Source organism: Nocardia pseudovaccinii, assembly GCF_050942345.1.
Classification (GTDB): domain Bacteria; phylum Actinomycetota; class Actinomycetes; order Mycobacteriales; family Mycobacteriaceae; genus Nocardia; species Nocardia pseudovaccinii.
The window spans coordinates 228,158-249,393 of sequence record NZ_CP192074.1 but is presented as its reverse complement, the minus strand read 5'-3'; the positions used below and the strand labels follow the sequence as shown (position 1 = coordinate 249,393).

At 63.4% G+C, this 21,236-nt stretch carries 21 protein-coding genes; 14 read left to right on the top strand and 7 right to left on the bottom strand.

Annotated elements, in window-relative coordinates; genetic code table 11:
• Positions 1-374 precede the first annotated feature (374 nt).
• A complete protein-coding gene (locus ACQPZ2_RS01190; protein ID WP_433523911.1) occupies positions 375-1,304 on the bottom strand; it encodes a DUF6585 family protein in 930 nt (309 codons plus the stop codon).
• 651 nt (positions 1,305-1,955) lie between these two features.
• Here ACQPZ2_RS01190 and ACQPZ2_RS01185 point away from each other — a divergent pair.
• Together ACQPZ2_RS01185 and ppgK are read left to right on the top strand one after the other, a co-directional pair.
• Positions 1,956-2,597, top strand: a complete 642-nt coding sequence (locus ACQPZ2_RS01185; protein WP_433523910.1) for an RNA polymerase sigma factor — start codon at positions 1,956-1,958, stop codon at positions 2,595-2,597.
• Between the two features lie 340 nt (positions 2,598-2,937).
• Entirely contained in the window at positions 2,938-3,780 is an 843-nt protein-coding gene (gene ppgK, locus ACQPZ2_RS01180) for a polyphosphate--glucose phosphotransferase (protein ID WP_433523909.1), read from the top strand.
• An 85-nt stretch (positions 3,781-3,865) separates the two neighbouring features.
• Here ppgK and ACQPZ2_RS01175 read toward each other — a convergent pair whose 3' ends face one another.
• The gene (locus tag ACQPZ2_RS01175) at positions 3,866-4,633 is read right to left on the bottom strand and encodes a pirin family protein (protein ID WP_433523908.1); all 768 of its coding nucleotides are present in this window, start codon (positions 4,631-4,633) and stop codon (positions 3,866-3,868) included.
• 263 nt (positions 4,634-4,896) lie between these two features.
• Here ACQPZ2_RS01175 and ACQPZ2_RS01170 point away from each other — a divergent pair, with 263 nt between their 5' ends.
• Both ACQPZ2_RS01170 and ACQPZ2_RS01165 read left to right on the top strand, forming a co-directional pair.
• Entirely contained in the window at positions 4,897-5,034 is a 138-nt protein-coding gene (locus tag ACQPZ2_RS01170; protein WP_433523907.1) for a hypothetical protein, read from the top strand.
• Between the two features lie 328 nt (positions 5,035-5,362).
• Positions 5,363-6,148: an SDR family NAD(P)-dependent oxidoreductase gene (locus ACQPZ2_RS01165; RefSeq protein ID WP_433523906.1), complete on the top strand. Its 786-nt coding sequence runs from the start codon at positions 5,363-5,365 to the stop codon at positions 6,146-6,148.
• An 81-nt stretch (positions 6,149-6,229) separates the two neighbouring features.
• On the opposite strand, the gene ACQPZ2_RS01160 is transcribed toward ACQPZ2_RS01165, so the two are convergent.
• A complete protein-coding gene (locus ACQPZ2_RS01160; protein ID WP_433523905.1) occupies positions 6,230-7,597 on the bottom strand; it encodes a zinc-dependent alcohol dehydrogenase family protein in 1,368 nt (455 codons plus the stop codon).
• Positions 7,598-8,094: 497 nt separating this feature from the next.
• The gene (locus ACQPZ2_RS01155) at positions 8,095-8,997 is read right to left on the bottom strand and encodes a LysR family transcriptional regulator (protein ID WP_433523904.1); all 903 of its coding nucleotides are present in this window, start codon (positions 8,995-8,997) and stop codon (positions 8,095-8,097) included.
• Positions 8,998-9,146: 149 nt separating this feature from the next.
• Between ACQPZ2_RS01155 and ACQPZ2_RS01150 the strand changes: the two genes are divergently transcribed.
• The 4 genes from ACQPZ2_RS01150 to ACQPZ2_RS01135 all read left to right on the top strand — a co-directional run bounded on the left by ACQPZ2_RS01150 (position 9,147) and on the right by ACQPZ2_RS01135 (position 12,289).
• Entirely contained in the window at positions 9,147-9,458 is a 312-nt protein-coding gene (locus ACQPZ2_RS01150; RefSeq protein ID WP_433523903.1) for an EthD family reductase, read from the top strand.
• A gap of 599 nt (positions 9,459-10,057) precedes the next feature.
• Positions 10,058-10,390 (top strand): hypothetical protein, encoded by a 333-nt coding sequence (locus ACQPZ2_RS01145; RefSeq protein WP_433523902.1) that lies wholly within the window; start codon positions 10,058-10,060, stop codon positions 10,388-10,390.
• A complete protein-coding gene (locus tag ACQPZ2_RS01140) occupies positions 10,387-11,562 on the top strand; it encodes a hypothetical protein (protein ID WP_433523901.1) in 1,176 nt (391 codons plus the stop codon). The genes ACQPZ2_RS01145 and ACQPZ2_RS01140 overlap by 4 nt, the downstream gene beginning before the upstream one ends.
• 232 nt (positions 11,563-11,794) lie before the next feature.
• Positions 11,795-12,289 (top strand): DUF6933 domain-containing protein, encoded by a 495-nt coding sequence (locus ACQPZ2_RS01135; RefSeq protein WP_433523900.1) that lies wholly within the window; start codon positions 11,795-11,797, stop codon positions 12,287-12,289.
• 119 nt (positions 12,290-12,408) lie between these two features.
• Here the strand turns inward: ACQPZ2_RS01135 and ACQPZ2_RS01130 are convergent, their stop codons facing one another.
• Positions 12,409-12,813, bottom strand: a complete 405-nt coding sequence (locus ACQPZ2_RS01130) for a type II toxin-antitoxin system VapC family toxin (protein WP_397036528.1) — start codon at positions 12,811-12,813, stop codon at positions 12,409-12,411.
• Positions 12,810-13,046 (bottom strand): FitA-like ribbon-helix-helix domain-containing protein, encoded by a 237-nt coding sequence (locus ACQPZ2_RS01125; protein ID WP_397043418.1) that lies wholly within the window; start codon positions 13,044-13,046, stop codon positions 12,810-12,812. Before ACQPZ2_RS01125 ends, ACQPZ2_RS01130 begins: the two co-directional genes overlap by 4 nt.
• 239 nt (positions 13,047-13,285) lie before the next feature.
• Between ACQPZ2_RS01125 and ACQPZ2_RS01120 the strand changes: the two genes are divergently transcribed.
• Both ACQPZ2_RS01120 and ACQPZ2_RS01115 read left to right on the top strand, forming a co-directional pair.
• Positions 13,286-14,731 carry an ATP-binding protein gene (locus ACQPZ2_RS01120; protein WP_433523899.1) on the top strand — a complete coding sequence of 482 codons (1,446 nt, stop codon included), beginning with the start codon at positions 13,286-13,288 and terminating at the stop codon, positions 14,729-14,731.
• Between the two features lie 318 nt (positions 14,732-15,049).
• The gene (locus ACQPZ2_RS01115) at positions 15,050-17,434 is read left to right on the top strand and encodes a TOTE conflict system archaeo-eukaryotic primase domain-containing protein (RefSeq protein WP_433523898.1); all 2,385 of its coding nucleotides are present in this window, start codon (positions 15,050-15,052) and stop codon (positions 17,432-17,434) included.
• Positions 17,435-17,626: 192 nt separating this feature from the next.
• On the opposite strand, the gene ACQPZ2_RS01110 is transcribed toward ACQPZ2_RS01115, so the two are convergent.
• Entirely contained in the window at positions 17,627-17,833 is a 207-nt protein-coding gene (locus ACQPZ2_RS01110) for a hypothetical protein (RefSeq protein WP_433523897.1), read from the bottom strand.
• 1,017 nt (positions 17,834-18,850) lie between these two features.
• On the opposite strand from ACQPZ2_RS01110, the gene ACQPZ2_RS01105 reads away from it, so the two are divergent.
• The 4 genes from ACQPZ2_RS01105 to ACQPZ2_RS01090 are packed head-to-tail and all read left to right on the top strand — an operon-like array spanning position 18,851 to position 21,162.
• Positions 18,851-19,090, top strand: coding sequence for a YbaB/EbfC family nucleoid-associated protein (locus tag ACQPZ2_RS01105; RefSeq protein ID WP_387290387.1), 240 nt, complete (start codon positions 18,851-18,853; stop codon positions 19,088-19,090).
• The gene (locus tag ACQPZ2_RS01100) at positions 19,087-19,380 is read left to right on the top strand and encodes a type VII secretion target (protein WP_433523896.1); all 294 of its coding nucleotides are present in this window, start codon (positions 19,087-19,089) and stop codon (positions 19,378-19,380) included. The genes ACQPZ2_RS01105 and ACQPZ2_RS01100 overlap by 4 nt, the downstream gene beginning before the upstream one ends.
• A 2-nt stretch (positions 19,381-19,382) precedes the next feature.
• The gene (locus tag ACQPZ2_RS01095; RefSeq protein ID WP_433523895.1) at positions 19,383-20,600 is read left to right on the top strand and encodes a DUF6973 domain-containing protein; all 1,218 of its coding nucleotides are present in this window, start codon (positions 19,383-19,385) and stop codon (positions 20,598-20,600) included.
• A gap of 7 nt (positions 20,601-20,607) precedes the next feature.
• The gene (locus ACQPZ2_RS01090) at positions 20,608-21,162 is read left to right on the top strand and encodes a hypothetical protein (protein ID WP_433523894.1); all 555 of its coding nucleotides are present in this window, start codon (positions 20,608-20,610) and stop codon (positions 21,160-21,162) included.
• The last annotated feature ends 74 nt before the right edge of the window (positions 21,163-21,236 follow it).

The following is a 21,236-nucleotide window of genomic DNA, read 5'->3' as shown; positions in this document are numbered from 1 at the left end:
CACGCTAAACGGTTTCGCCATGACCGAATCCGGGGGCGAGGAAATAACTGCCGAATCCGGCACTAGCGGGTTATCGCACAGACGCCGGACCAACATCACAGCCGTGGCCAGCGAAAACTGTCCTCGCTCCGGGCGGCCGTTCGGTTCGGCACCAGTTGCCGAGTGTCGATTCTGTAGGAGAAACCACCTGGCTCAACAGATTTGCGGATGTAGTACTTCCAGCGCCACCTCGCTTCGGACGGCAGCTATCCCCGCACAACATGATCAAAGACAAGTCAGACTTGTACTCCCCGAGAGTGTCGATGAGCCTGCGGACCGAGGTGACATTCAGTAGATGAGACCTGGACGCATTCAGTGAGCGGCGACCAGGCGCTTCACGACTGTCGGGCCGACTCTTCCGTCCTGTCCCTGCGCAAGGTTTCCACGAGGGTGACCAGGAGGACGAGGTTGGGGATATCCTCGTCGAACTCAGTTTCTGATACTTCGTTCCCCGCGTAGCTGAGGCCCACACAGCCGAAACTCATGACGGACACGTAGGTGAAGCGCGATACCTCGGGCCAGGGCACCATGGTGCCCTTGACGGATATCCCGGACCGGTCGACGACGAACGGTCCGAATTCGAGGCGGCGACCTTCGGCGATATCCTGCAGCATGGCCGGGAGTCGCACCCGGGTCACAGTCCGCTGGATCGTGGAGACCAACTCGGCGACGCCGTCGAATTGATTCTCGGTGATCTTCAGTTTCGTGCCGTCGCGGTGTCGCACAGTGATTGTCGGGTCCAGTCGGAGCGACGAATCGAGTTGGGAGCCATTAGATTTGACGTATCGTCCGATCTCGCCGTAGATATCGGCTTCGTCCCAGCGGATCGTGTGCGCGTCCGTGGTCGTATCGAAATGCACCAGCCCACCGTCGAACAGGTGGATCCGGAAACTTGTGGCAGAAAGCGCCCGCTCGAGCATGTACAAGGCAGCGCTGCCGGTCAGCAGACAGACGGGCAGTCCTATCGCCCATCGTGCGCCGCCGAGGTCCTCGGCCATAGGGCCGGAGAAGAAGAACAGCACCACGCCCGCGGCCGTTGCGGCGGCAGGCAGCGCGGCCCCCCACAGACCCGTGACGATCTGCCCGAGCGATGCTAAGTATCGACGACGCTCACTGCCGAGCCCCGCCTCGGTGGCGAGGCGCCCGACGTCACTTTCGCGCTTGTCCAGCGTATGCCGCTGCCACAGCAGGATCGGCAGCACCAGTAACCCGATCAACACGAACATGCAACCACCGACGACAATGATCCCGACGGCTTTCGGCATGCCGGATGCCTCCCCACATCGATTCCGCGCGGCCCTGGCGGCGCCGCGCGGGGCAAGTGTAGATCGGTGAGATCGCCCATGTGCGTTGAATTTCACCGACCGACTCGACTTCACGACCACGCTGGACCGCGTCAGCGCCGGATCCGGCCAAACTGTTGGCGAATCCCGACAACATCGCGGCGAACACCTGTTCGTCAGGCCGCAGCAGCGAGATGCCGTCTACCAGGTGCAGCCGCGCCGCACCCGGCGCTCCACCACCGTTCGAACCCATCACGCCACCCTCTCGGAGAATCGCAGGTCAACGCGCCGCTACGGCAGGTCGCAACCCGCCGCCGGGGTTGCCCCGAGTACCCATCGTCACAGGCCGAATGGTTGAATTCCCTTGGCGGTCGCCATAATTGCCAGGCTTTGGAAGCGGAAGTTCTGTTTGTACGGCCTGAGCCAGGAGCTCTCTTGTACCGCTGGGGATTTGGCCGCTGCTGTCCGTGATCCTGGCCGTCACATCCCTGACGCTCGTGGCATTGTTCAGGGCCAGACGCGAAGACATCCCCGCTGTGTTCGCTTCTTTCACACGAGGTTTCGGTCTGCACCGAAGCTCAAACCGAAGTCTTTGCGGGGCATCCGAGGTCCGCGCGGGCACCGACGGCGGTAGTGGCGGTCATTCTGGAGGGAGCAACCCTCACCAGGAGTAGCCGTGAACAAGCGCGGTGCGCATCCGGACCCGGTGCAGCGTCGTGGAACCAGTCAGGTGGCTCGCGTCAGCTGGCCGCGGCGCTGCGCGATGCGCTCGACACCATTCCCGCCCCGGCTCGTGCGGTATTCGTCTTGATGGACATCGAGTACCTGACGACGCAGGAGGTAGCCGCGACGCTGGGGGTCTCCGCTGCGAGCGTCCGTCGGCGGCGGGCGCAGGCGCTATCGATCCTGAGAACCCCGAGCCCCGTCCACAACCTCGCGCAGTACCGAGCGGACTTGGCGGCCTACCTGCACGACGTTGACCTGAGCGCACTGCTGGGGCAGCCGCTCGGCCGCGGAGCTCGTCATCGGTGCGATCAATGCGACCAACCGCTCGGGCGGCGCGCCAGATCCGGTCGCCCACCACGATATTGCAGCAACGCGTGCCGTCAGCGTGCCCACCGCCTCCGCCGCAGCCAGTCATACGTCAGCTTTACGCACCTCACCGCCGATCTCGACCCCGAGGCCACCGTGCACGCCGACGCAGCACAGCAGCATACAAAAGGGTGCACGTACCTTATGTCGGGGTCGCCCGCTTCTTTTCGAGGCTGGAAATGATCGAACCGGGCATCGTGCCGATCGGCCGCTGGTGTCCGACACATCTGATGGCAGTTCGGAGTTGATGTCGACCCCGATGGCCTCGATAGAACTTGATGTTCTCGCTGTCGAACTGCAATTGGACCGGCCGCTTTTGCAGGTAGCAGGAATACCGGCCCGGGGGGAGAATAGATTCTTGAATCCTTTGCGCCCTTTTTCGATGGAATACGGGCAGCCCGCCGAAATCTCGGCCTCGATATCCGATTCGTGACCAGGGGACTCGATGAAACCCACGGTAACGACCAGCCCGGAATCTGTGGAGGGAGCTGACCTCGGGCCGCCGCCACGTACTGGAGCGTCCATGGGCGATACCACCGCTTCGGTCACCGAAAAGCCGAGCCAGGCTAGGCCGCATCGCTGGGGCTTCGGCATCGACGTGGGCGGTACCGGTGTGAAGGGCGGCGTCGTCGATCTCGGCACCGGGCAGCTGATCGGCGACCGCTTCAAACTCCCGACCCCGCGGCCGGCTACTCCGGAGACTCTCGCCGACACGATCCGCGAGGTGGTGAAGCACTTTCAGTGGGATGCGCCGCTTGGCGTCACCTATCCGGGTGTGGTCAGCGGCGGCGTAGCCCGTACCGCCGCGCACCTCGACAAGTCTTGGATCGGAGTGAACGCCCAGGAGGTGATCAGCGCCGAACTCGGCGGACAGCCGGTGACCCTGCTCAACGACGCCGACGCGGCGGGATTGGCCGAAGTCGAGTTCGGTGCCGGCAAGGACAACGACGGCGTCATTGTGCTGCTGACGTTCGGCACCGGCATCGGTTCGGCGGTGATCCATAACGGTGTGTTGTTGCCCAACACTGAATTCGGTCACATCGAGGTCGGCGGAATGGAGGCCGAGCGTCGGGGTGCCGCGTCGGTCAAGGAAAGGCACGGCTGGAGCTACAAGCGGTGGGCCCCGGAGGTGACGAAGGTGCTGGTCGCCATCGAAAACGCGATCTCGCCCGACCTGTTCATCGCCGGTGGCGGGGTCAGTCGCAAGGGCGACAAATGGATTCCGCTGCTGAAGAACCGCACGCCGGTGGTGGCCGCCGCGTTGCAGAACACTGCGGGGATCGTAGGGGCAGCAGTGGCTGCGTGTGCCGATCCAGCGTGCGCAACCAGCCCGCTCGGCGGCAGCGGTCGTCTTCCCTGGGCTTGATCAGCGGGGCCCGGCCGTGGTGGCGGCGGATGTTGAACCCGAGAAAGTCACATCCTTGCCCCTGACGGTGGATGGGTACCGAAGGTCAGAACTGGACGGTGGCGTGCATTTCCCAGACCAGGATCTCGGCGGGCTCGCTCGCGGTGACCTGCTGGCCGCCGGTGGCGGTCAAGCGCACCGCGTCGCCGGTACGCAGCGGGCCGGTACCCTCCAGTGTCACCGCGCCGCGGGCCACGAACAGGTGCAGGAACGGCGCGTCGGGCAGGTGCACCGACTGTCCTGGGGCGAGCCGCGCGGCGTACAGGGCCGCGTGCGAGTTCCGGATCCGGATCGCGGCGTGGCCATCATGTTTGCGCATACCCGAAGCAACCGGCAGCAGACCACCGGACAGCAGTTCCGCCTCGATCTCCAACTGCTCGTAACCGGGGGTGATACCAGCCTCGTCGGGCGCCACCCACATCTGCACGAAGTGCACCGGGTCCTGGTGGACGTCGCCGCTGAGCCGCCAAGAGTCGTTCTTCTCCGAGTGCAGGATGCCGGTGCCGGCGCTCATGCGCTGGGCCAGGCCGGGGTAGATCACGCCGTTGTGGCCGGTGGAGTCCTGGTGGACCAGCGACCCCTCCAGTACCCACGTGACGATCTCCATGTCACGGTGTGGATGTGTGTCGAACCCCGTACCGGGATCGACGATGTCGTCGTTGTTGACCAGCAGCAGCCCATGATGAGTGTTGGCCTGGTCGAAATGGTGGCCGAAGGAGAACGAGTGCTTGGAATCCAGCCAGCCGAAGTCGGACTTGAACCGGTCCTCGGCGCGGCGGATGTCGACGGTGGGAGTCAAGTCGATGGTGTTCACGAGGTGCCCTCCTCCAAGATCGGTGCCGGCCTGATCGCCGACCGGCAATTTGGTTTCCATGGAAACTAACCCGCGTCGGAGCGAAACCATTCCGCCATCGATCATGTGGGCGAGAAAAGGACTGGATCGGCTACGAGAGGACCAGCCCTGCAGCCCCGCCCGATCGAATTCCAGGCCGGAACCGAGAACCTGCTCTGCTCGGGTCAGAAGAGCTTCAGCAGGTGCAGGTCGTCGATGTACTTGTGGATGAGGGCGGGGGAAATGTGGGGGCCGAGCTTGGCCTGCTGCACGGCGGCGCGGAAGACGTCGGCGGGGAGGACGGAGCCTCGGGTGAGCTCTTCGGGGGTGCGGTAGGCGTCCAGAAGCGGGAGGAAGGATTGCTGGCGTTGCTGCTGGGATAGGGCCAGCAGGGCGGCCCGGAAGCGGGACAGCCATTCGCCGAGGTCCTCGAGCCCGGGGTCTGCCCGCGCACGTCGAGCAGCACCTGGCCACCATGGCGCTGCTGCACCGCGCCGGACGCTACGACCGAGCCACCGACGACGTCGAGAAGATCACGGGACAGCCATCCACGGTTGGGCGGTACATTGCCGAACACTCGGAACTGTTCTCATAATGCTCGTGATGGGCGGCGTTGTGAGGATGCTCGGCACACCATCTTCAACGGCACAGCGCTGAGCCGGGCGTAGCGTGTTCGGGGTCACAAACCGAGCTGGCGACGGGAGCAGCAGCATGGATCTACATCTGTCGGGCAAGACCGCCGTGGTTACCGGCGCCAGCAAAGGTATCGGGCTCGCGATCACCCAGGCGCTGGTGGACGCCGGCGCCCACGTCGTGGCCGGATCACGCAGCCGAGGGCCTGGTCTCGGGACGCTGGAGGAGGTCGGGAAAGTGACCTTTGTATCCGCCGATTTGTCGCAACCCGGCGGTGCGGATGACCTGATCGCGGCTGCGGCAGACCGCGGTGGCATCGATGTACTGGTGAACAACGTCGGCGCGGTCACCGTGCAACCGGGTGGAATCGCGCGCGTTACCGACGACCAGTGGCAGGCATCCTGGGATCTCAATGTGATGGGGACAGTGCGGCCGACCCGGGCCGCTCTGCCACAGATGCACCGCCGTGGCGGTGGATCGATCGTCATCATCGGATCCGTCAACGCGTACTACCCGGATCCCGGGATCTACGATTACTGCGCCACCAAGGCCGCCGTCACCAATTTCGGCAAGGCTTTGTCAAAGGAATTGGGGCCGAATAACATTCGCGTCAACTCCATCAGCCCCGGACCCGTGACGACCGGGCTGTGGCTCGACGAAGGTGGAGTGGCCGACACGATCGCCGACGCCAGCGGTCAGACCCCCGAAGAGGTCAGGTCCGCGACCGCGGGTGCTGCCGCCATGGGCCGGTTCACCACTCCGGAGCAGGTTGCCGACCTGGTGCTGTTCCTGGCAAGCGACCGGTCCGCCAACATCACCGGATCCGATCTGAGGATCGATGGTGGCTTCGTCACCACAATTTGAGGCCGACCAGTCGCATGCGTTCGTCCGGCGTGAGTGGCACATGGTGGAGTGCGCCCAGGGGCCATGCATATCTGGCGCCTTCTACGGTTCGAAAACCAGCAGCGGTTTGCCTCCGTGTGCGGGAGCTTCGGCCAAATAGACTGCCTCGCTGAACTTTTCGACGAGAATCGGCTGGCCCTCTGGCACGCGCAGCGCGCCGCTGTCGGCGAGCTGAAGTGTCCGGTCGATCGCTGCGGCCATCCGATCCTTCGGGGTCTCGATGAACCAGCGGAACAGCCAGAACCCCCGAACGGTCTTGGTTTCGTAGATCAGTGAGCGCGCGAAGATGGGGATGGTGAGTTTGTCGGGATCGGTTTGGCGGTGTGTAGACAGCGCACCGTAGACGACCAGCTCACCGTGCGGTTCGAGTGCACGCGACACGTCCGCACCCACCTGACCGCTGACACAATCGATCGCCTTGGACACGCCGTCGTGGCCTGTTATGTCAGCCACCCGTTCGCGCAGGTCCTCATCCTCCGTGCAGATCACCGCGGTGCCCCCCAACGCGAGGATGTCCTCGACAGCGGATCGACGGCGGACCACGTTGAGGGTCTTGAAGCCGGCGTGGGCCCCGAGTTGGATGACCGACTGGCCAACGGTTGAACCGGCCGCCGTCTGCAAGAGCCATTCACCCGGTCGAACATCGAGCTCATCACCGGTCAAGATCACGGCGGTGAGCGGATTGCTGAGAATCTGGGCAGCCGTGGAATTGCTCATGCCATCGGGAACAGGCAAGACCCGCTCGGCATCGGCAACGACATACTCCTGCCACGTGGCCCTGACTCCGACCGTGACGACGCGTTGCCCGACGGTCAGATCGTCTGTGCCGCTGCCGAGTTCGTCGATCACGCCGACGGATTCGATTCCGGGTACGGTGGGGAACTCCGGGGTGAATCCATATCTGCCGCGGATGGTATGTAGATCGCTGGCATGGACAGGTGCGGCGGCCACCCGGATCCGGACCTGGCCGGGACCGGGCTCCGGAACCGGGCGGGTCTGCAGGTGCAGAACCTCGGACGGTTCACCTAGCGTGTCGGCGACGACCGACCGCATCGTTCTCATCTTCCTGACGCTCCTTCGGTCGGATCCAGATCCCACAGCGGTTCGGCGTGCATAGCGTCGGCCCCGCCCTTCGACGGCGAAGAGTCGGATCAGCGGCCCAATTCCAGCCCTACCAGCTCTAATGCTGCCACCACGGCGGGGCTGTCGGGGTCTGGACACTCGGCTGGGTTCGGGCGCGATGGTCCGCGCGAGATCAGTGGTGCGCGTCCGCACGATCGTCGCCGATCCGAACACCGGCACCTCGAGGATTGCGGCACAACCGAATTCGCAGATCACGAAGCCGTTCCAGAGTTCACGACCCGCATGTTGAAGCGGTTGCGAGCCGTTGGAGCATTCTTGTGAGGGCATCACGGAGCGGCATTACTTCGTCTCGCCGGAGCAGGCACCGAACTCATCGGCCGTGCTGGAGCTGGGATTGGGCACCGCCAGCTGAGGAATCCGCCGTTGGTGGTGCCTTTTTGGTGTTCTTTTGGTGACGGTTCAGCAGAGCGGAACAAGCCCGATCGTGATATCGGGGCTGACCTTGCCGCGACCCGCGCGTCCGTTCGGGCGGTTCGCCGGGACCGCGGCATCGTGGAGGATGGCTACCTCCCCTGCTCTGGATGTCACCTTTGCCGGTGACGACCTCGTGCTCCGGCTGCCCGCGCCGGCTTACCTCGCTCGCTTCTCCGCGGTCTCACGCATCCACACCAAATCCGAACTGCGCCTGTACTTCTACTGGTGCAGCCACCACCAACTCACCCACTCGCGGTGCCGGACGACAGACGGGGCGTATCCGGACCTGGCCGACTTCACCATCGATGACGCCGGGCAGCCGAGGTCCGTCTCGCGTAATCTGCTGCGCGTCAGTTCGGCAGCCAGTGCAGCTCGTGTGCCAGGGTTTTGGCGACGGTGCGGATGCGGCGGTGCAGTGGTGACTGCACGCGCGGGAGGACCAGGTGGATCGTCAAGGTGGGTGCGCCCTGCAGCGGTCGCCACGTGAGACCGGCCGGTTGTGTTGTGACCGCGGCTTCACCGGCCGGGGCGAGGGTGAGCCCGTCGCGTAGGTCGCGCTGAGACATGTCGAAAGAGACTGGGGGCGTGTGGAATCGGGGGCTCGGCCGGGTGTCGCGGAACAGTGCGGACAGCTGATCGTGGATCACGGGGTTGGCCGTACGGTCGGGCAGTCGCAGCGGATACGCGGCCGCATCGGCGATCTCGATCTCCGGGTGTTCGGCCAGCGGATGATGCTGTGCCAGTTGGACCCCGACGCGCAAGCGCCGCAGCAGGAACCGGCGCACGCCACGACCCGGCTGTTCACCGCGGGTGATCCCCGCATCGATGCGGCCGTCGGCGACCGCGGGGGAGATCTCCGGTGTCGCCATGGGGACCGCGCTGACCTCGAGTCCCGGGCTGCTGCGAATGAGCCTGTCCACCAGGGCCGGTGCCGTCTCGGCCCCCGCGCTGAGGCTGTATCCGATGCGCAGCGTGCCCAGTTCACCGGCCCCCGCATTCCGGGCGGTGTCCCATGCCCGGTCCAGCGCCGCCAGCGCGGGCGGCGCGGACTCCGCCAAAGCCGCACCGGCCGTGGTCAATACGACGCTACGCGTGTTACGAACCAGCAGGCTCGTACCGAGTTCCGCCTCCAATCGGCGTATCCGGGCACTGAGTGCGGGCTGCGCGATACCGATCCGTGCGGCCGCGCGGGTGAAGTTCAACTCCTGCGCCAGCACCAGAAAGTACCGCAGGCTCACCGTATCCGGCGCCACATGCCTCCCTGCCAATTGATAACGATCCGTTCTGAGTCTATCCCGTCCCGGTCTTTCCCCCGACCGCACATCAAGCCCTAACCTGCACATATGACGATTCAACTGACCGCGGTACTGGACACCGCGCTCACACACACCGGGAGGCAGTCATGCACAAGTTGCTAGTCCTGTATCCCAAGCCCGCCGACCCTGACCACTTCCGCGACTACTACGTGACCAACCACCTTCCACTGGTCATGAAATGGCCCGGCCTGCTTGCGTGGCGCTACAGCTTCGACGTGGCGGCGACCAAGGGAGAAGCGCCGTATTTCGCGGTCTTCGAAGCCGACTTCGCTGACGCCGCCGCCATGGCCGCGGCGCGGTCGTCGTCGCAAGGTCAGCGGCTGTCCGCCGATGTCGTCAACTACGCCACCGGCGGTGTGGTAGTCATCGACTATCCGGTGCAGGACGGCACCAGCTGAGGCAGGACGGCACGCTCCGGGACGCGTTCGGCCGGCCATCGCGGCCAGGTCCCGGCTATCGACGGAACGCCGTTCCCAGTTGCCGTTTCGTAGAGCGTCGAAGGTGGGCCGATGTCCTGGCCGGCGAAGACGAAGTTTTCCCAACCAAACTGGTCAGCCTCGGGCAAGGGCATCGTTGCTGTCCAGCTGTCGTGACCGCACGTGGTGACGTGGTGACGTACGCGCCTACACCAGGGTAGCTCACGCTACTGACCTGGCGTTTTGATGGAGCGGATGACGGGATTCGAACCCACTGGGACGCTTCACAAAAGCCCTGGTCAATCGCCTGAGCTAACCCAAATGTCGGGCCTCAACAGACCTTTCAGAACTCTTCATTACGTTGCGGGACACCAAGCTACCACCTGTCTGGTGACATAGTCACCCTCCCTCACCGGTGACGGGATATCGCCCGCACCGGATCACGGACGGGACTGGCTTGGTCATTGCATCATTGAACCTGATGTGCCACATAGTGTTCGGCTCGGACCGGTCACCGACCAGCAATGGCATGACCATGACTATCCTCGCCGGATATTGGACACATATGGACGGGAATGTCGATGACTGTGGCGGGACGTTGGCGCATCATGGCGATGGACTTGTGGGATCGCGAAGCCATCGATCTTGTCGAGCCTGGATTCATGGAGTTCCACTCTGGTGGGACAGGTGCGTTCGGATTCATCGCCGTGCGCGGGTGGATGGATTACCGCATCGGGATCCGTGACGGTCGTGAGTGCGTGGAGTTCAGTTGGGAAGGTGATGACGAGGGGGAGCCCGTCAACGGTCGCGGCTGGGTTGTCCTGACCGAATCTGCCACGCTGCGCGGACACCTGTTCTTCCATCTCGGTGATGACTCCGCTTTCACCGCAGAGCCGTTCGAGGTGCCGTCGTGAGTGAGTACCAGTACTACGAGTTCGTCGCCCTCGACCGTCCGCTGGACGACCGTCAGCAGGCGGAGGTACGAGCCTTGTCCACCCGGGCGCATATCACCGCGACGAGCTTCGTCAACGAATACCACTGGGGCAGTTTCCGGGGTGATATACGTCGGATGGTCGAGCGCTACTACGACGCGCACCTATATCTGGCGAATTGGGGGACTCGCCAACTGATGTTCCGACTGCCACGCACACTGCTCGATCCCGAGGTGGCAGAACAGTACTGTCTCGGCGACTGTGTCACCGCCGAAACATCCGGCAGGAACACCATTCTCGGCTTCTCGAGTGAGGACGAGTCCGGCGACTGGGTGGAGGACGCGCAGACTTCGTTGTCGGCCATCGTCGGAGTACGCGCCGATCTTGCCGCCGGAGATCTGCGACCACTGTATTTGGCTTGGTTGGCCGGGTACGGCATGTGGGAACGCGATGAGTGGGCCTTCGACCGCGATCATGATGACCAACTCGAGCCGCCGGTGCCGCCGGGACTGCGTACACTCACCGCCGCTCAGCGGGCGATGGCCGACTTCCTGCGGCTGGACCGCGATCTGCTGCACGTCGCGGCGTCGGCGAGCCCCGACCTCGACGCGGTGGCTGATGATCCGCGTGCGCTCGCCGCATGGATCGCCGATCTCGATGTGGCAGAGAAAGATCGGCTGTTGCTGCGTGTCGCCGACGACGACGCCGCGAGTGTCCATATGGAACTTCTGCGCCGATTCCGCGAGTCCACGACGGCCGCACCCGACCAGGCGCCACGGCGTACCGTCGCTGACCTGCTCGACGGTACGGCCCGACACCGGAGCGAGCGGGAACACCGTGAGGCAGCTGTCCGGGCCGAACAGCACGCTCGGTTCGAGGCCCGGCGGGCACGTCAACGCGAACGGCGGTTGAACGAACTCGCCCGCGACCAGGACGGTGCCTGGCAACGAATTGAAGTAATGGTCGCGACCAAGAAGTCCGGCCAGTACGACGCGGCGATCGAGCTGCTCACCGACCTGCGCGATCTCGCCGAACGGGACGGCCGCACCGATGTCTTCGCGCGGCAGGCGAGAGCATTGCGTGAACGGCACACCAGCAAGCCGGCCTTCATCAGACGTCTGGTCACTGTCGACATCGAGGCGAGTCGGGGCTGATAGGCGGTGCGCGATCGACTTCGGTGCCGCAGACGGGTAAACAGCATTGAGGCGACACGGACGGCGACTCGCCATGGGCAGAGCGCGACCTCGCCGGGGTGCGGTCGCAACTGCGGTTCGGGAGGTTGGCTTGATCGGGTGTCGGTGATGCGGTGCGATGGGAGAATTTGTGCGATGAACGCTTCCCGCCACCGCGAGACGCTACGACCGTGAAAGGCCCGACCATCGCGAAATGATCCTACGGTGTACGAAGAAACTCTTGGCTGTCATCGGCGCCCAGCGGCTCACCAAGCCGCCGCCCGAGGCCGATCCCGATGACTGGTACGCCAACCTGCTGTGGTTCAACCGCCGCAAATGCCTGCTGCTGACCCACTCCGCGACCTTGTTCACAGTCTTCGAGGCGGATGTCACCACCGCCGAACTGCGCGCCACGGGCGCACTTGCGACCCGTCTCATCGAACGGGAACTCCACGACGAGCAACTACCCCTCGAAACATTCGCCGACACCGGAAAACACGAACTCGTCCTCGCTACGACAGCGGACCGGCAAGTGCTCGGCTGCATGAATGACCTGGCCTTCACCTGCCGGCACATTATCGACAGCTCCGGCGGTCTCGGCGATACCGACCGCCGACATCTCAACCGGAGCCTGCGCCGCGTCATCTCGAGTGCCCGCGACTACCGGCCGCCGATCGAACTCGTCGCCAAGGGGTGGACAGCGAGATGAATCGTGTTACTCGACATCGAAATCGAAGCCGGTCAAGATATGCGCTCGTCGGTGGGGACAAGTGCGCTCGCGCAGGTCGCGACACCGAGGGGCTTCGCGCCATTGGTACGCACCCCGAATCAGAGCAACGTCACGCGGATGTCTGGTTTGGTCTGTTCGGCGGCTTTGGCGAGCCGGGCATCGAAGGTTATGAGCGGAGCGTCGTGTAGGACGGCGACCGCCAGGTAGGCCGCGTCGTATACCGAGACGTTGTGGCGCATCGCCCAGACCGTATGCAACAGAGAGACATCGGTTCCTACGTAGACGATCTGCATAGCGGCGAGCGCCCGGAACGCGGCGTCGGCGTCGTTGGCGGTCAAGCGATTGCCGAGCACGGCTTTGCGGAGGGTGCGCAGCACCTCCAATGGCATGTGCGCGGGAGCGATCCAGTCGTCGTCTGCGAGCATCGCCGCTCGCGCGGTGTTGCCCTGAGTCGCAGGGCTCGACAAGGCCATAACCATGACGTTCGCGTCGACGACGATCACTCGTCGTCCTCGCGGCCGCCACGAATCTCCTCGACGACATCCTCAGCGCCCATACCGAGGCTGCGGTGCCCTGTCAAGCTCTCGAGCAGATGCTTGTTCCGCTCGGCACGCAACTCTCGTTCCAGCAGGGCACGTAGGTACACCTGAGTGGACTGACCGCGGGCTGCGGCGCGTGCGGCGATAGCGTCCCGCACTTCCTCGGGCACGTCCTTGATTTGAATCGCAACGACCATATCTACAGGCTACATGCGAATGTCATGCGCATGTAGAGATAAGGTGCCTCTTTGGCGACACCGGATCGTGTACCGCCTTCCACCTACGCAGTGGATCGAGGCTGGATTCAGTTGAGGCATCGCCGGGGCGAACAGTCTCACCGAGCCTTGTTGGCGACAGCCGCCGAACACAGCTGATAATGTAGATTGTATCTACATAGATCGTGTCTACATAGATTTGGATTACCTTAGGGGCTCCGGTGGCAGCATCAGGTTTCGTCGGCCGAAATACCGAGCTAGGACTTCTGAGGACTCGCTTGCAGCGTGTCGCGGAATCCCGCCGAGGTGTGGCCGTTGCGATCAGAGGGCGGCGGCAGGTCGGAAAATCGCGACTGGTTCAGGAGTTCTGCGACGCGGAGCAAGTGCCGTATCTGTACTTCACCGCCACGAAAGGTATGCCGGTATCCGAATCGCTGGCGACGTTTCTCGCGGAATTGAAAAGATCGGGGATCGCAGAGAATCCCGAGACCCTCCCCGAGACAATCGGCGGCTGGCCCGACGCCTTCCGGCTGCTGGCCACCACGCTCGGTGATACACCGACAACTGTCGTAATCGACGAATTACCTTGGCTGGCAGAACAAGACACGGTTTTCGATGGCGCGTTGCAAACGGCATGGGACCGGTTGCTGCAGCAACGCCCGGTTTTGCTGCTACTCCTGGGTAGTGACATCCATATGATGGAACGCCTCACCGCCTACGACCGCCCGTTCTACGGGCGAGCAGACAACCTCGTCCTCGATCCGCTCAACCCAGCCGAAGTCGGCCACGCACTCGGCCTCGACGCCGCTGAGAGCATCGACGCACATTTGATCACCGGCGGGCTGCCAGGCATCTTGCGTAGCTGGCCGCATGGGCTGTCGCCGCTCGAGTTCGTGCGACGCGAATGCGACGATCCTGCTGCACCGCTGTTCGGAGTACCCGAGGCCACTCTCCTCGCCGAGTTCCCCGCACCCGACCAAGCGCGACGCGTACTCGAAGCGATCGGAAGCGGGGAACGCACCCACGCCACCATCGCGGCTTCGGCGGGCAGCCGCAGTGGCGCATTGCCTTCCGGGACGTTATCGCCTCTACTTCATCGACTCTCGGTAGAAAAGCAGGTGCTCTCGGTAGACGAGCCACTGTCGATCAAACCCGGGAAACCGGCACTCTACCGAGTCGCTGACAGCAACCTGCGGCTCTACCTCGCAACCCTGCGCTCGGTTCAGGACCTGGTTCGGCGAGGGCGAGTCGACGCGGCCTACGAGTTGTTCGCTCGACGCTGGAGCACCTGGCGCGGCAAAGCCGTCGAACCCCTCGTGCGAGACGCCCTCGAACTGACCGCGCTCGCGGGAGCACTGCCCTGGAAAGACATCACCGCGGTCGGCGGCTGGTGGAACCGCGCCTTCAACCCAGAAATAGACCTCATCGGCACCGACCGCTCCCCCGTCGCCAATCGAGTGATCTTCGCCGGATCGATCAAATGGCTCGCCACCCCATTCGACCACCACGATCTAGCCGAACTCACTCGCGGGGTCGCCAGTATTCCAGGCTTCGTCCCGCACGAAACAGCATTGGTCGCAGTGTCCTCAGCCGATATCGAGCGCACCCTCGCCGACACCATCGACCTGGTATGGAACGCCGCTGACGTGCTCTCCGCATGGAGTTGAGGAAAGCCGCCACAACGTTTGCCAGCAACCTGTCGACCAGATCATTCAGCCGGCTTCTCGAGCCCGGCGACGAGCTTCTCGGCGGTTATCGAGCGCTCCGCGATATGCAGCAGCGACTCGCGGGTGTGCACAACGATCATGCATACGATCTTCACCACTGATCCTCGTCGTGGCGCAGTGCGGCCCAGGCACACCGGAGTTTCGTCGCGTAGACGCGCAGCCAGGCCCGCAAACCAGCATCCGGATAGGCCGGAGTCGCGTCAGCGGGACACACCGATAAGTGGATCAAGCGGTAGAAGTGACAGCACGGCACACTGGATGGCCGTGGAACGCTTCCCCGGCGAGCTCGAGTCCCTCCGTGCCGACAACGCCCGCCTGCGGCGGTTGCTCGACCTCACCGAAAACCAGGCGCGCGCAGCCGATCCGGACCAGACCGCAGTGACGACCCCGGTCGACATGCGTTCTGCTCCGGAAGCCAAAGTTCAGTTCTACCTCGACTTATTCCGTTGCCGCCCCGATATTTACGCGATTCGCTGGGAGAACCGCCAAGACGGTCGATCAGGCTGGATGCCCGCGATCCGGGGACGTTGGCGCACCGGCATGTCACGATCGGAAGCGTCGTACCTGCCGCTCACCGACGAGGTCGTCGCCGCCCATCTGCGCGGGGCGCACCATATCGGCTTGTATCCGCTGGGCGACGACGACACCTGCTGGTGGGTTGCCGCGGACTTCGACAAAGACACCGCGATGCTCGACGCCTTGGCATACCTCAAAGCGGCCCGCACCAAGGACATCCCCGCAGCGCTCGAGGTGTCGCAATCCGGCCGAGGTGCGCATGTGTGGATCTTTTTCGCACAGGCCACCGCCGCTACCCTAGCTCGACGGATCGCCACCAGCCTGCTCGCCGAGGCGATCCAACTGCGCGGCAGCATGAATCTGTCCAGCTATGACCGACTGTTTCCGTCCCAGGACACGCATACCGGCCGTGGCATGGGCAATCTCATCGCCGCACCATTAAATGGAACCCGACGCCAGCACGGCACCACCTTGTTCCTGGATCCAGCCACTCTCGAACCTTTCGAGGACCAGTGGGCCTACCTGTCGAGCATCCCGCGACTGTCACCGAAACAAGTTGCCGCACTTGCCGACACGCTGCCCGAACCAAAAGTCGGACACGATGTTCGGCGCCTGCAGCTGCCGACCTCTTCGCGGATCATGCCACGCCCAGCAGCCGTGGTAGGCGCAACATTCGCAGCCAGACTCCAACTGACCGCTGCTGATCTGGGCCCCGCCATGATTTCGGCAGTCAAGCACGCCGCGTCCATCCCGAACCCCGAGTTCTACACCCGCCAGCGCGCCCGCCGAAGCACCTGGGACACACCACGATTCCTGCGCAGCTACGACGAAACCCTCGACGGCGACCTCGTACTCCCCCGCGGACTATTGCCCTTACTCACCACACTGGTCGAATCCGCCGACAGCACACTGCGCATCGAAGACAACCGAATCGAAGGCGTCCCACAGTCGTTCCATTGCTCGGCGGAATTGCGGCCCGAACAGCAAGCCGCAGTAAGCGACATCGAGGTCGACGACACGTGTGTCGTTGTCGCACCGCCCGGTACCGGCAAAACCGTCATCGCCTGCGCCGCAATCGCTTCCCGGGCCACGACCACACTGATCCTCGTCGACCGCAAAGCCCTGGCCGACCAATGGCGGACCCGGATCGCTGACCACCTCGGATTCAAGTGTGGACAAATCGGCGGCGGCCGATCCAAGACCACCGGCGTCATCGACATCGCCCTGCTCCCCACCCTGGCACGCCGCACCAACGCAGCCGAACTCACCAACGACTACGGATTCGTCATCGTCGACGAATGCCACCACATCGCCGCATCCGCCTTCACCGAAGTCCTCAACCAAATACCCGCCCGATACTGGCTCGGACTCACGGCCACCCCCTACCGGCGCGACCAACTCGACGACCTGATCTACCACCAACTCGGCTCACGCACCCACACCGTCGACAGCCCCGCGGCAGGACAACTACCGACCAACGGTGAAACGCCTGCACCCCACCCCGTGCTCGAGATTCACCCGACACAATTCGCCTACAACGGCGACGCCGATCCATCCCAACCGGGCGGAATGGCCGAAATCTATCGGGCGCTGGTCGCCGACGAAGCCCGCCTACAGCAGATCACCACCGACATCCAGACCGCGCACCACGCCGGCGCACAAATACTGGTACTCACCACCTGGGTCAACCACCTCGAAGCGATCACCGACCGCCTCACCGACGCAGGCTGCCACGACATCATCGTTCTCCGCGGCGGCATGAAAGCCCGCGACCGCCAAGCAGTTACGGAAACGATCCGCACCCGCCAAGCCGATGGATCACCGCTGCTACTCATCGGCACCGGCTCGTTCATCGGCGAAGGCTTCGACTGCCCTGCCCTCGACACCCTCTTCCTCGCATCCCCTATCTCATTCAAAGGACGCCTCGTCCAATACGTCGGGCGCATCACCCGACCACATCCCAACAAATCCACCGCCACCGTCCACGACTACCACGACATCCGTACCCCAGTGCTCGCATCATCACTGCACAAACGCGCACCCGGCTACGTCACCCTCGGATTCCCCGACCCGCGCAAACCCCACAACTGGAATACGGTCACAACGCCGCCGACAACAACTACATGAGTCATAGACACCCAAGCCGGGCAATGGAATTAGCTGAATGGCAACGGTGAGATCCCTCAGCGGCCGAAGTCAATTCATTCAGCGACACGAGCAAGTCACGGTCACGATTGAAGCTGCGTTCACGAGCGCCCAGGCATAACCATGCCGACGAAGATCCGACGCCGCGCGACGCAGCGCAGCCTCGAGTTGGTTTCACGCGAACCGAGACGACGCATGACCAGCCGCATCACCGAGTGGCGCGCCAGGACGAGAAAGCAGCCAGTCCTGAACGGCCTCATCCACCTCCACCTCGGCGGCCTCCGGTCGCATCCGACGTATGCGGGCACGCTGCATACGTACACCGAACTCATACATCTCCAACGCGAAGGGCAGCCGCTGGCCCGGCGATTCCTCTGCCACCGTACCCAGCCTACCGTCCGAAACAGCTCAAGCCCGTGCCTGAACAGCAGTTTTGCATCAGCACGGATAACGAGACTCCAGACAGACCCAATCGCGCTGCCACACCAGGAAACCGCAAGCCAAAACGGAGGCGGCGATCACGTCCGACAGAAAGCCTTTACGGCGCAAACAGATCGAGCTAAAGTATGTGTGAAGTACGCTTCCGAGTTCTCACTCATAGTGAGAGCGGATGACGGGATTCGAACCTGTTCCGGCGCTGCACGATTCGGCTGGTCAATAGGCTGAGCTAACCCAAATGTTGGGCCGCAACAGACCTTTCAGAACTTTTCAGTACGTTACGAGTCACCAAGCTACCACTGTTCTGGTGACACAGTCACCATGCCTTTTGCCGCCACGATCTTTCGGGGTGGTGACACCGTCACCACTCACACCGGCTGACGGGATGTCTCCCGCACCGGATCACGGGACTGGCTTGGACACCGCAATCGGCGTGGTGAACGGCTTGGTCGCTGCACACACCGAAAACTCTGCGCCTAAGGCGCTCCGGGGCAACTTCGGCCACGCCGTAGCCTACGCAGGCCACGCCGACACCCACACCAAGGGAGCAACCACCACCTACACCCGCGCCGGAATCGAAGAATGCGCACTGGCGCTCGCACTCATGACCAACGAACCCCACCCCCTCTCACATCCCCACGAAGACCTGAATCCCACCCCCACTCAATGGTAGAACTTCTGCTTCTGGCACAACGGGATTCGGCACTCTGCGATCATCTTCGCTTACCTACTTCTACCAGCATGAATAGCTCATGGCTATCTTCTCTTGAATCATGCTGTGCCGAACCGGTTTCGGGTGGATTCGGCTGAAAATCAGGAGTAAATACGGAGTGCCGTACGGTCCTTGCTACGACCACGTGAGGCACTGTGAAGCCCCTGGGCAGTAGCCGGAGCCCGATCTAGGTAGGCTCTCGGGGAGCGCCACTCGACGGGGGAACAGCGATGAATAGCGATGAGCGGATGCTCGAGATCGAGCGGATCAATGAGCGGCTCGCGGCGGTGCGTGGCTCCGCGCGTTCCAGAGACGGCAGTGTGAGCATCGAGACGGATGCCGGTGGTCGGATCACCGATCTCTATATCGCCGACTATGCGATGGATAACGGCCCTCAGCACCTGGCCAACCTGATTATCGACCGTCACCGTGTCGCACTGGGCAATGCCGAAGCTGCAGCCGTGCAACTGTTCGAGGAGTCCAGGTGAACGTCGACCCCGCGAAGATGCGCGCACTCGCCACGTCCGTGCGGATGAATGCGGGCAGGATCACGACGAAGACGCCGATCGCGAAGGTGAGCCGTGATCTGGCTCGGGAGCGGATGGCGGGTTCGAACCTGGCGGTCAAGGTCGAGGAATCGCTGAAGGCGCTGGATACGGTGCTGGCCTACCACAATCGCCGCCTGAGCAGCTTTTGCGGCAGCGTGGAGACTGCCGCGGGTGTCTATGAGCAGACAGATGCCGACTGGGCTGCCCAACTCAAGCGGCTGGGGGGCTGACGATGGCGGATGACAATTCGCTGACCATATCCAAGGTGCTCGGGTGGGACCTACGCTATCTCGGTCAGGTCGTCGACATGATGAACGAGACCTACAAGTTCATCGAGACCGAGGCCACCGCAGCGGGAAATGCGATAGAGCAGTCCGGCGACTACTTCGACAGTTCGGCCGGTGACGCGGCACGACGACGCGGCCAGGAAGATCGCACTGACACGATTCAGACCTCGGACGTCATCGAACAGATGGCGTCGAAGCTCAGCTCCCTGGTCTCGACCTTGGAGACCAATATTTCGACGATCCGAACCCGCAAGGCCGAAGCCGAGGAGTCGAGATGGGATCTGTTCGTCACCGAGGACGGCCACGTCAAGTCTCGTACATCGAACGCCGACACCTACCGCGACTACGTCCCGTTCGGTGATGTCGCGGTAGTTGCGAAGGAAATCGTCACCCGGCGTCTGGACAACTTCATCTCGGCAGCCTTCACGCTCGTGCAAAGAGCGGATCAGGAAGGCGCGGAGATCTACATCAAGGAAATCGAGAAGCTGTCCGACCGGGTGAAGCAGGGTCTGGTTGTCAAGCCGGACGATCCGGAACTCGCGAAAATCCTCGAGGACTATCAAACCGATGTCTCCACAGGGCTGCCGAGGCTCTGGCCGGTCGGGTGGCCAGCCGACATCCTCAAGGATCACGGCATAAACGTGACCCCTTCGCTGATGACCTCCGAAGAGATCTCGGCCATGGAGAACCTGCTGCAGAACCAGGGCGTCGACGCGGTCGCAAAAGCCCTCACCCTGCCCGACCTGGCCAGGAACGCTGCCTTGGCGGAGTATCCGGACTCGGTGGCCGATGGCCAAGGCGATGCCTATCGGCACATGTACTGGAACGCTCTCATGTCGCAACAATTCGGTGAGGACTGGGCGCAAACCTACGCCACGGCCCACGAAAAGACCGGCGGCAATACGCCGCAACGTGAAGCAATGGACCTCTACAACAACGAAATCGGGCGCGCGATCGGGGCAGCCAACCCCAAAGCCACTCCCGAGGAATTGGCCGCGCTGGTCGGACAGCAGATCAAAGATGGCAAAGCAGTAGTCATCCAGACTTCGAATGTCGATGGCAGTCAACTGCCCGCCCCGCAGATCACCTGGAGCAATCGGGTGACCGAGGCGATGACCGGATCGCCCGCTGGCGTCGGTATTCCGCTACCCGGGAGCAAGTGATCATCTGATGAGAATCGCAGCCCTGGCCATCGCCGCCGGTTTGATACCGGTGCTACTGACCGCCGGATGTGGGCCGGACCGGTCCACTGATAACCGGGAGACGACGAGCAGCGACTGTCGTGCTTCGTTCGACGTGCGATCGGGCGGATCATCGCCAAGTGGCGGTTTCACTCTTCTGACCGCCGCAAGGCAGGCAGCTTCCGGAGATGTGCCGGTCAAGATGGTGGAAATCACCCGAGCCGCCGGTCTCCAGGACGAGTGGGACACCATGGTGGTCGTTACGCCGGGCATGAAAGCCGAAAAGCTGAACGAACTCGCCAATACCCCCGGAATGTGCTGGCAGAACTTGCCCGCTCCATACAACGACGACAAGCCGACGACGGCCTACTACCTGTTCCTTCGTGGCGGGAACCCCTTGCGGGTTGCGACCTGGTGGTTCCCCACCGATGACGAACTGGACTTCCGCTGGACGAGCACGAAAGTCGTGTACCCGGATACCGTGCTCACCCCGCTGCACTCACCCGGCGCCGATCCCAAACTCCGCGTGGCTCCCGCGAATTGAGCCGAATCCGCGGATCGCGGGATGGCGTCCGCGGCGACCGGAAAGGTTCCCCCGCGACCATGCGAGGTTGACCG